Annotated in this window: 4 protein-coding genes; 3 read left to right on the forward strand and 1 reads right to left on the reverse strand. The window is 41.0% G+C overall.

All coding sequences use genetic code 11. The annotated features are described in order from the left end of the window. Positions 1 to 405: 405 nt before the first annotated feature. Positions 406 to 2709, reverse strand: a complete 2304-nt coding sequence (locus ACFE6N_RS23315) for an ATP-binding protein (protein ID WP_378940307.1) — start codon at positions 2707 to 2709, stop codon at positions 406 to 408. Positions 2710 to 3106: 397 nt separating this feature from the next. On the opposite strand from ACFE6N_RS23315, the gene ACFE6N_RS23320 reads away from it, so the two are divergent. The 3 genes from ACFE6N_RS23320 (at position 3107) to ACFE6N_RS23330 (ending at position 9352) form a co-directional block, all read left to right on the forward strand. Then, positions 3107 to 3511, forward strand: a complete 405-nt coding sequence (locus ACFE6N_RS23320) for a PleD family two-component system response regulator (protein WP_090988332.1) — start codon at positions 3107 to 3109, stop codon at positions 3509 to 3511. Then, complete coding sequence (locus tag ACFE6N_RS23325) at positions 3511 to 4710, forward strand: sugar transferase (protein WP_378940309.1); 1200 nt, start codon at positions 3511 to 3513, stop codon at positions 4708 to 4710. Before ACFE6N_RS23320 ends, ACFE6N_RS23325 begins: the two co-directional genes overlap by 1 nt. Before the next feature lie 310 nt (positions 4711 to 5020). Next, positions 5021 to 9352 carry a PAS domain S-box protein gene (locus ACFE6N_RS23330; RefSeq protein WP_378940311.1) on the forward strand — a complete coding sequence of 1444 codons (4332 nt, stop codon included), beginning with the start codon at positions 5021 to 5023 and terminating at the stop codon, positions 9350 to 9352. The last annotated feature ends 1103 nt before the right edge of the window (positions 9353 to 10455 follow it).

Here is a 10455-nt window from a genome sequence, read left to right on the forward strand (position 1 = left end):
CTAAGCGTTATGTCTGCCACGGAACCACGAAAAACACGGAAAAATTTTAATCTCCTCCGTGATTTCTGTGTTTCCGTGGCTAATTAATTTTTGCAAATGTTTTAAAAGCAATATCCCTGCTGGTTAGGGGCTAACGAATTGCATTTAAATAGTTGTAGATCTTTCTGCGCATGCCTAAGCGTTATGTCTGCCACGGAACCACGAAAAACACGGAAAAATTTTAATCTCCTCCGTGATTTCTGTGTTTCCGTGGCTAATTAATTTTTGCAAATGTTTTAAAAGCAATATCCCTGCTGGTTAGTGGCTAACGAATTGCATTTAAATAGTTAATCTGCAAAGCGGACTTTCAGCATTACCGGCAGCCCAAAATGACTTACTTAATCATTTCAGCCCCTTTGATGCAGACTAATCAGCCAAATCCTGGTTCCTTCTTGTTATTTCGGTTTGGAGGTCCGAAACTACCTGATCAATCACACGGTTAACCTGTGCAATCAAAGGAATCAGTTCTGAAACGGGCGCATTTTCGTCACTCAGGCTTTCTATATCCCTGATCACGCGCTGAATGGAAACAATGCCCAGGTGATCAATGGTTGATTTAAGTTTATGGGCCAGCGTTGATATTTTTGGAAGATCAGCATTTTCTAAAGCCTGGTTCAGGTCGCTAACGGCAGAAGGCATCTGATCACAAAACATCTGAATCATTTTAGTCACAAAATCCTCCCTCCCTTTGCTGATTACGTAAAGACCATCCAGGCTGTAAAGCGGGACCTCAACCTCTGGCTGAACGGTTTCAACAGCTCCTTTTACCATCCATTTATCAATTACCGTAATAAAAAGGTCTTCTTTTATAGGCTTTGCAATGTAATCATCCATGCCGGCGGCTATACATTTTTCCCTTTCCCCTATTATTGCTGAAGCGGTTAGCGCTATGATGGGTCCTTCAAAGCCGCCTTTACGCAACAACTTTGTAGTATCATAACCATTCAGAACCGGCATCTGAATATCCATAAGAATCAGGTCGAAATTATCCTTATCAACCATATCAATGGCCATCTGGCCATTCTCAGCTATCATGATCTGACAACCGTAGTTCAATAATACCGTAGAAGCAACGAGCCTGTTCATTTCATTATCATCAACAATAAGAATCCTTTTGCCCGAAAACAGGTCGTCGCTCAGCACCAGTTTTTCCTCCACCGGAAGATCCTCGCCAACACCTTTCATCAGCCGGATAACAAACGAAATTTCAGAGCCCTTTCCTTTTTCACTTTTAATGTTAAAATATCCTCCCATCTGGGCAACAAGCTTTTTTGATATGCTCATACCCAATCCGGTTCCACCATACCTGCGTGATACAGATTCATATTCCTGGCTAAAGTTGTCAAAAAGACGTTTAACAAATTCAGGCTGCATTCCTATTCCGGTATCCTTCACCATAATCTCAATTTCCTGGGCATCATCAAAATTTTCCAAAAGACTCAGCTTAAGGGATACAGATCCTTTATCGGTAAATTTTACAGCGTTGCTCAGCAGGTTCAACACGATCTGGCTAATCCGGTAGGGGTCGCCTATCAATACCGGAGCAATCTCATCATGATGAGGCTGGAAATAATCAATAATAAGTCCTTTCTTTTCCGCTTTATGCTTAATCACCTGGATCACTTCCCTGAGTACTTTTGAAATATCGAGTCCAATAGATTCGAGATTCACTTTGCCCGCCTCAATTTTAGAAAGGTCCAGGATATCATTAATGATGACCAACAGGTTTTTCGATGCGGTCTGTATGGTTTGAATGCAATAATCCTGCTCAACCGTTGGATTGGTTTTAGCCAGCTGGTTGGCCATCGTGATAATGGCATTCATGGGCGTTCTGATCTCATGACTCATATTTGCCAAAAACATATCCTTACTGCTGACCGCTTTTTCTGCTTCTGATTTAGCGGCCATCAGCTCCAGTTTCTGTTCTTTATGATAGGTAATCTCAAAATTAATCAGCAGCGAACCGATTTGTTCATGCTCATGGTTAAAACTTAAGCTGCTACATGCCAACCACCATTTCCTTTCACCTTTTGTATCTAAAAACTGTATTTCGCTTACCTTTGATGTGATGTTATCGTAACCTATGGCATCACCATCCTCCGAAAATATCCTGCCAGCCCACAGTTCTGACAGCAATTTGCCTTTAATACCAACAAGATCATAGCCGCAGATTTCACAAAAACTGCTATTTGCATAAACAATATGCCCGGCCAGGTCAAGTTCTACCAAACCGATCCTCATATTTTCGATCACCTGGTGATAACTGTATTCATCAACCGAAAATACCTGACTTTGCGTTGAATCGGTTTTACTGTTATCGGGATTTACACCTGGATCAGGTTCAGGCAGTTGAATTTCATCAAGAAATGATTGCCCGTATCCGGCAAAAAAAAACAGGTTTTGTGCAGCAATCTTTTCCCATTTACCGGTTAGGCGTACAGGTTGCTGTTTCAGGGTGATCCAGCTGTTCTTTAAACCATCCTGAACGTCTTCATCAAAATGCAGGTCAGTAAAATAATCGAAAATGGATTCACCAACCCTATTACCACAAATTTCCTTCAGTTTGTCCCCCAGTTCCACAATATTCATAGCTGCGTCAGCAATAACGAAGAATGGGAATAGCCTGTTTAGCTGTGCGCTGTCAAGGGACAAAAGATTTCTGCTTATCATTTTGATACTATAATAATTTTATTAGGGTACTGCCGCTCATTAATATCCGATATTAAAGTTACGCCTTATTTTCAGAAACAATAAACAAGTAATCAAAGTTCTGCCTGAAGCGAAAAATTAATCACATATCCTGCCAGCTTATGGAGAGATTTTTTTTAAACTCCTAATAGGAATAATGAAAAAGTTGCCTTTTTTTTTGTTATAATTGTACTAAAATGTAACCGTGACTAAATTAGTTATTATTGTTAAATTTTAAATAATTTCGGATTTATTAACGGCTAAAAAGGCCTAATAAATATTAAAAATCAATTGTACATTCAAATACTTGGCAGCTACTTTCATATAAAGATTGCACAAAAAATCACATTGAAGTTCCCCAATCAACGCTTCTTCGCCAATGAATCAACAGAATAATCCTAAAATACATATCCTGCTTGTTGAAGATGACGAATTTATGCAGGCAATACTGAAGGAAATATTGCAGCCGAGATACCGCATCGATATCAGGCCTGATGGCATAGACGCGCTCACGTTTCTCCAGAACGGAAATATTCCGGATCTGATTATTTCAGATTTGAATACGCCTAATATGAGTGGCCTTGAATTAATCGAACAGCTAAAAACCAGCGACTTTTTCAGCTCCCTGCCCATTATGATTTTATCCGGAGAAGAAAGTTCTAATAAACGCATAAAATGCCTGGAAGCCGGCGCTGATGATTTTATGGTTAAACCTTTCAATCCTGCCGAACTGGAAGCCAGAATAAAAATGGTATTAAGACGTGCCGGAAAAAGCAATTTTTAATGGTAGAGAAACAGATCAACGGCTCCGTTGAACCAGGTATTATTGCCATGGTCGGTTTCGAGAATTATACAGAACGTACCTTTTTCGAAAGCTGTAATTTCGAAGGGTTGCGGCTTGTGTATTTTGACAATGGACTAAAGCTTTCACAGGCATGGACAGAACAGCACCTTAAAATTGTAGCCATCATATCAAACAGCGAAATCCTGTCTAACGGCGGGCTTACGCTTATTGAAACGCTCAAAAATATACAGATGCCAGGCGTACCTTTTTTTCTGGTTGTTAAATACTTTAATCCAAATTTAAGGATACTCGCCCTAACCGCGGGTATATCAGATGTATTCCGGCTGCCCATGCAGAAAGAACGTGTAGAGAAACGGGTTACTTTTTTCGTTAAAAACTGGGAGGCACTAACCAAAAGCCTTTCCATCAGGCCAAATGTAATACGCCCTATCGGCCTGGCAAAAAGAGCCTTTGATATTTTCTTCGCCAGCTCGGCCTTAATTATACTTTTCCCGCTGCTATTAATTGTTGCCCTGGCGATATGGATGGAATCCAAAGGCCCTGTTTTTTACTATTCGCTGCGTGCAGGAACAGGATTTAAAGTTTTTAAATTTTATAAATTCCGTTCGATGTATGTAGATGCAGATAAAAAAGTTAAGGATCTGATACACCTCAACCAGTATGATATAGATAAGAAGGAACAGAAAACAACAACCCCCGATTCAGTTCTTTGCCAGGATTGCTTACCGGCCGGAAAATGCCAGTATCCGCTTTACGGAGATGGTGTGCAGTGGTGCGAAAAGGACGGTGGTTATTTTGCTACGAATAGTGGCTCTGCTTTTTTCAAGATCGCGAATGATCCACGAATAACCAGGGTTGGCAATTTCATCAGAAATACGAGTATAGATGAACTTCCCCAGCTATGGAATGTAATTAAAGGAGATATGAGCATTGTGGGGAACCGGCCATTGCCCATTTATGAAGCCGAAAAACTAACTACAGACCGGTATGTACTGCGGTTTGCCGCGCCAGCAGGAATAACCGGATTATGGCAGGTGGAAAAAAGGGGGAAAGGTGAAATGAGTGAGGAAGAGCGCCTGTTACTTGACAATGAATACGCGAAGAACCAAAGTTTTACAAACGATATAAAGCTTATTTTAAAAACAATACCTGCCCTGTTTCAAAAAGAAAGCGTTTAGCTTATCAGCTCCTTCCACCTGATCACCAAAATTTTATTCCGGTTTTAATCGCTATTGAACGTGTAGAAAACCTATCCTTTAAAATACTCAATCACATGCCAGAAACGAATAAAAACCCCGGAAAAATCACATATTTAAAATTTTGTTTTTGATATTCATCAACTAATCGTAATATTAAAGGATATCAAAATAAGGTTAACAGTTAACGCAAAGGTGGAAAAATAAAAAAGCAGGATTTAAAATAATTTGCGTCTATTGCTGGTTATCATTTAATTAAGTTAACAACGCTCTGCCTGACAAAAAGATTGAAATGCAACAAAATGAAAATGCTCGTCTGGAAGCACTTTATAATTACGAAATCATAAACTCCGGAAAAGAGCGGGGATTTGACAGACTCACTGAAATTGCTTCATTGATCTGCGAATGTGAAATATCGTTGATTTCTTTTGCAGAAAAGGACAGGATCTGGTATAAATCAACAACCGGCCTCAATATAGATGAGGTACCCCGGGGAATTGCAATATGTGAGTATCCCATACTTGGCAAAGAGGTATTTATTGTAGAGGATACCCTTGAAGATGATCGTTTCAGGCACCATGCGCTAGCTGAAGATGGGGTGAGGGTAAGGTTTTATGCCGGATATCCTTTAATAGATCCTAATGGATTTACACTGGGTTCGATATGTGTAGCAGATTTAGCGCCCAAGAAATTAACAGCCAGCCAGCAACGGATCCTTTCTTTACTTGCTGAAGAGGCCATATCGCTCATCATAGAGCGCCGGAAAAAAGAAGAATATAAAAATTTCAGTACACTATTTAACGGTTCAGAAGATCTGATCTGTATCCTGGCACCGGATGGAAAATTTAAAGAGGTAAATCCGGGCTTTAATAAACAGCTTGGATACCATGAAACGGAGCTAAAGCAAAAAACGATCTTCGACCTGATTCCATCAGAAAGTTTAAAAACGGCCCGGGAAATTTGGGAGAATCTAAAAAATGGTGAGCCATCTGGCGAGCTTACTCAAGCCATGGTCACCAAAGACGGGCAATGCAAAACGATTCAATGGACCGCAACAGCTGAAAAAGCAAACGGAAACCTTTTCGCCATCGGACGCGATGTAACTGCTGAGTTTGAAAAAAACAGGGCATTGAAGGTTAGCGAACAGAAGTTTAAAGCTTTCTTTGAAAGTTCCCAGGGGTTAATGTGTACCCATGATCTGGATGGAAACTTTCTCTCCATTAACTCTGCAGGTGCGAAAATACTTGGTTTCAGAAAATCTGAGTTAAAGAATAAAAGTCTTTTTGATATTGTTCCTGTTGAAAGGCATGATAATTTGCGTAAATACCTGTCTGATATCACGAAATATGGCTACTCAAAAGGTAACATGCTGGTAAAAAAGAAGTCAGGAGAACAAGCCATCTGGCTGTATTCCAACGTGATGCAAACAGACCTGGATAACAAACCCTACATCGTAGGCAACGCCGTTGATATCACCGATCAGAAAAAGCTTGAAAATGAACTCATCCATACGCGGAACCTTTTGGAGGAGACCAGTAAACTGGCTAAAATAGGTGGATGGGAACTTAACCTGAACGAGCGAAAGGTTATTTGGACCGCAACAACCAGAGAAATACATGCTGTGCCAAAAGATTACATACCAACCTTGGAAAACGGGCTTAATTTTTATAAGGAAGGAGAAAGCCGGGAAAAAATACAACACGCCATTCAGGAATGTGTGCAGACCGGCAAAGGATGGGATCTTGAGCTTGAGATCAGGGATTTTAATGGCAGGGAGCTCTGGGTTAGGGCAAAAGGCGATGCCGAATCCCCGGAAACCGCTAAGCAACGCATTTATGGAACATTTCAGGATATTGATGAACAAAAACGGGCTCAACTGGCCCTGATTGAATCCAAAAAATTACTGGATGATGTCCTCTCAGCGTCTACAGCGGTGAGTATTATCGCTACTGATACGGATGGAATCATTACCGTATTCAACCGGGCCTCAGAACATTTACTGGAATACACTGCCGAAGAAATGGTTGGCAAGCAAACACCGGAAATCCTTCATGACAAAACAGAAGTAGAAGAACTTTGCGCCAATGTCTCATCAACGCTTGGCTATGCGGTTAAAGGCTTTGATGTTTTTAAACAATGTGCAGACAGCCCGCAGAAAGAACGGCCTTTTACCTTCATCACCAAATCCGGAAAACGCTTAAGGGTATCGCTATCCATTACTTCCATCAGAGATTCGGAAGACAAAATTATTGGCTACCTCGGCATATCTACGGATATTACCCAAAAAGAGGCAACCGAAAAAGCACTTGCCCGTGAGAAAGCCATCTTGCTCGCCTTTATCGAAAATGCACCTGCCTCCATCGCAATGCTTGATAAGGACATGCGCTTTCTAGCGGCCAGCAGAAAATGGAAAGAGAACTACACGCAGATTACAAACGATATAGAAGGACTGTGGTACTATGATGTCTTCCCCCACCTGTCAGAAGACCGTGTAAATAACCATAAGAAAGTACTCAGCGGCGAGATACTGAAAAAAGATGAAGACGTTTATGTGGATGTCCGCACCAATATGCCACAACACATTTCCTGGGAAATGCGGCCATGGTATCATCTGGACACCTCTATTGGCGGAATGATGATTTGCACACAAGACATCTCGGCATCAGTAAAACACCGGCAGGAAATAACTGTTGCGCGGTTACGTGCCGACCATGCCAATTCGGCCAAATCCGAATTTCTGGCCAATATGAGCCATGAAATAAGAACCCCGTTAAACGGGGTGATCGGTTTCACCGATCTGGTGTTAAAAACGCAGTTGAACGATACGCAGAAACAATACCTTACCATTGTCAACCAATCGGCAAATGCTTTATTAAGTATTATCAATGATATTTTAGATTTCTCTAAAATCGAGGCCGGTAAATTTGAGCTCGACATCGAAAAATGTGACCTGTATGATATTGCCTGGCAGGCGAGTGACATCACCACTTACCAGATCCAGTCCAGAAGCCTGGAGATGCTGTTAAACCTCCCTCCTGATCTGCCAAGATTTGTATGGACTGATGCGTTGCGTTTGAAACAGGTTTTAATAAATTTATTAGGAAACGCAGCTAAGTTTACAACCAAAGGAGAAATAGAACTTAGAATAGAGCAGCTGGGTAAGGCAGAAAATCAGTGTTCCTTCAGGTTTAGCGTAAGGGATACCGGTATAGGGATCGAAAAAAGCAAACAGGAAAAGATTTTTGGAGCTTTTTCCCAGGAAGATTCCTCAACCACCAAAAAATATGGCGGAACAGGCTTAGGCCTGACCATCTCCAACAAGTTATTAAACATGATGGGAAGCCATCTTGAACTCAAAAGCGTTCCGGGAGAAGGAAGTACCTTTTTCTTCGAAGTAAACCTTAAATGTGAACAGGGTGAGCCAATTGAATGGAGAGGGATAGAGAGCATCGTAAATGTACTTGTGGTTGATGACAATGATAATAACCGGGAGATATTGGTGAATATGCTCTCCCTTAAAAATATCCAGGCTGACCAGGCCAGGAGTGGCTTTGAAGCATTACAGTTTCTGGCAGAAGGAAGAATATACGATGCCATCCTGATGGATTATCACATGCCATACATGGATGGACTGGAAACATCGGCAAAAATCAGGGAAAGTTTTACACTTGAACAGGACAGACTTCCGCTGATCCTTCTCCACAGTTCTTCAGATGATGAAAAAATCATCAAAGCCTGCAGAGACCTGAAGATCGAACACCGGTTGGTAAAACCGATCAAAATGCATGAACTTTACCAGGTATTATCAAGGCTTAAAGCGCCTGAAATTTCATTTGATGATACGGATCAATCGGCTTCATCTGAAACCATTGAAAATGAATTTAAATTCATGGTAGTTGAGGATAATGAAGTAAACAGATTCCTGGCCCGCGCGCTGATTGAAAAACTCCATCCCGGAAGCGTGATACTCGAAGCTGAAAACGGTGTTAAAGCGCTGGAGGTATTTAAAAGAGAATCACCGGACCTCATTTTCATGGACATTCAGATGCCGGAAATGAACGGATATCAATGTACCCGTGAAATCAGGCTGATTGAGCAAGGAAAAAGAACGCCTATCGTTGCCCTCACTGCGGCAAATGTGATGGGTGAGCGGGAAAAAAGCCTGGAGGCAGGCATGGATGATTTTATTACCAAGCCGGTTTTAGAAGAAAATATCGAAAGCATATTAAAAAAATGGCTGCTTCAGGGTAAAAAGGATCATGCAGCTGCCACTGAAATCACAAAACCTGTTCATTTTGACAGTAGGAAACTGGAGTCCTACCTGGACAATGATCTCAATAGGATAAAAAAAATAATTGGCATCACCATCAATCAGCTGAACCAGATATTGGTTCAGGTAGACGAAATGAGTGCGCAGTTAGACCCTGAAATGATGATTTCACTTTCGCACAAGGTATATGGGATGGCCTCTTCAGCCGGACTGAACAACCTTGCAGCAATCAGCTCCGGAATGCAGGAACCGGATATTTCCGATCACGTCGCGCTGAAAGCCAAAGTGGAACTCCTGAAACAGGAAATTGAAATCCTTATTCCATTATTAAAGAAAAGGTATGCGGTTGATTAATGCTTCAAGAGCTTTATTATCAGTAGAAAATTGTAAATCCTGATGGATAATTCATTTTATAATCAAGATAAATGATACTAACCAGCGTTCGATTAATAATATTGCCTCTCCTTAGCTTATATCGCATTTGATTAAGAGGCCGTCACCCTGAACTTGTTTCAGGGTCTTTCCTGCTGAAAAGATGCTGACCACGAAGTAGCTACAAGGCCATAGGACAAACTACTTTCCTCTTGTAAAATAAATCCGATGTCTATCGGATCAGCATGACGAACGGCTAGCCAATGTTATTTTGCGCATTCCATAAACGGTCGTCACCACGCTTGCGCGCGTTTCTAACGCGTGCATCAATAAATTAACGATTGCATCGTAACGCTATAACAATGAATTTAGTCGCAATAGCCTCCATAGATTTCTCCGTTAGGGTAGAAAGGATGGCCATTCTATAAAATACAAATGATGATACAGTCTCCTCAGTTATCTTTTTCTCTCTAAGGTGAATAACGTGAGTGATGGATATTGATATTTGACTATCAGGTTATTACAAATATAATTCGTCATTATAACGTGGCATATGCGCGAGCCGAAGCAATCTATCATGTAATTTATGATCAAAAAAGATTGCTTCACTCCCCGGCGAAGTCCTTTCTTCAGTTCGCAATGACGAAGCTAAGAGCCAAAACTCAGGTTAAATAGGAACTTTGTCTGTTAAAAATCGTGGTATATATTCCACGCTTGCGCGCGTTTCTAACGCGTGCATCAATAAATTAACGATTGCATCGTAACGCTATAACAATGAATTTAGTCGCAATAGCCTCCATAGATTTCTCCGTTAGGGTAGAAAGGATGGCCATTCTATAAAATACAAATGATGATACAGTCTCCTCAGTTATCTTTTTCTCTCTAAGGTGAATAACGTGAGTGACGGATATTGATATTTGACTATCAGGTTATTACAAATATAATTCGTCATTATAACGTGGCATATGCGCGAGCCGAAGCAATCTATCATGTAATTTATGATCAAAAAAGATTGCTTCACTCCCCGGCGAAGTCCTTTCTTCAGTTCGCAATGACGAAGCTAAGAGCCAAAACTCAGGTTAAAT

Origin of the sequence: Pedobacter sp. BG31 (assembly GCF_042464845.1) — a bacterium.
Taxonomy (GTDB): domain Bacteria; phylum Bacteroidota; class Bacteroidia; order Sphingobacteriales; family Sphingobacteriaceae; genus Pedobacter; species Pedobacter suwonensis.

What these genes read in the sequence shown, in the direction of transcription:
- ACFE6N_RS23330 (WP_378940311.1), top strand. Translation starts at nt 5,021, where the DNA reads ATGCAACAAAATGAAAATGCTCGTCTGGAAGCACTTTATAATTACGAA.
- ACFE6N_RS23315 (WP_378940307.1), bottom strand. Translation starts at nt 2,709, where the DNA reads ATGATAAGCAGAAATCTTTTGTCCCTTGACAGCGCACAGCTAAACAGG.
- ACFE6N_RS23320 (WP_090988332.1), top strand. Translation starts at nt 3,107, where the DNA reads ATGAATCAACAGAATAATCCTAAAATACATATCCTGCTTGTTGAAGAT.
- ACFE6N_RS23325 (WP_378940309.1), top strand. Translation starts at nt 3,511, where the DNA reads ATGGTAGAGAAACAGATCAACGGCTCCGTTGAACCAGGTATTATTGCC.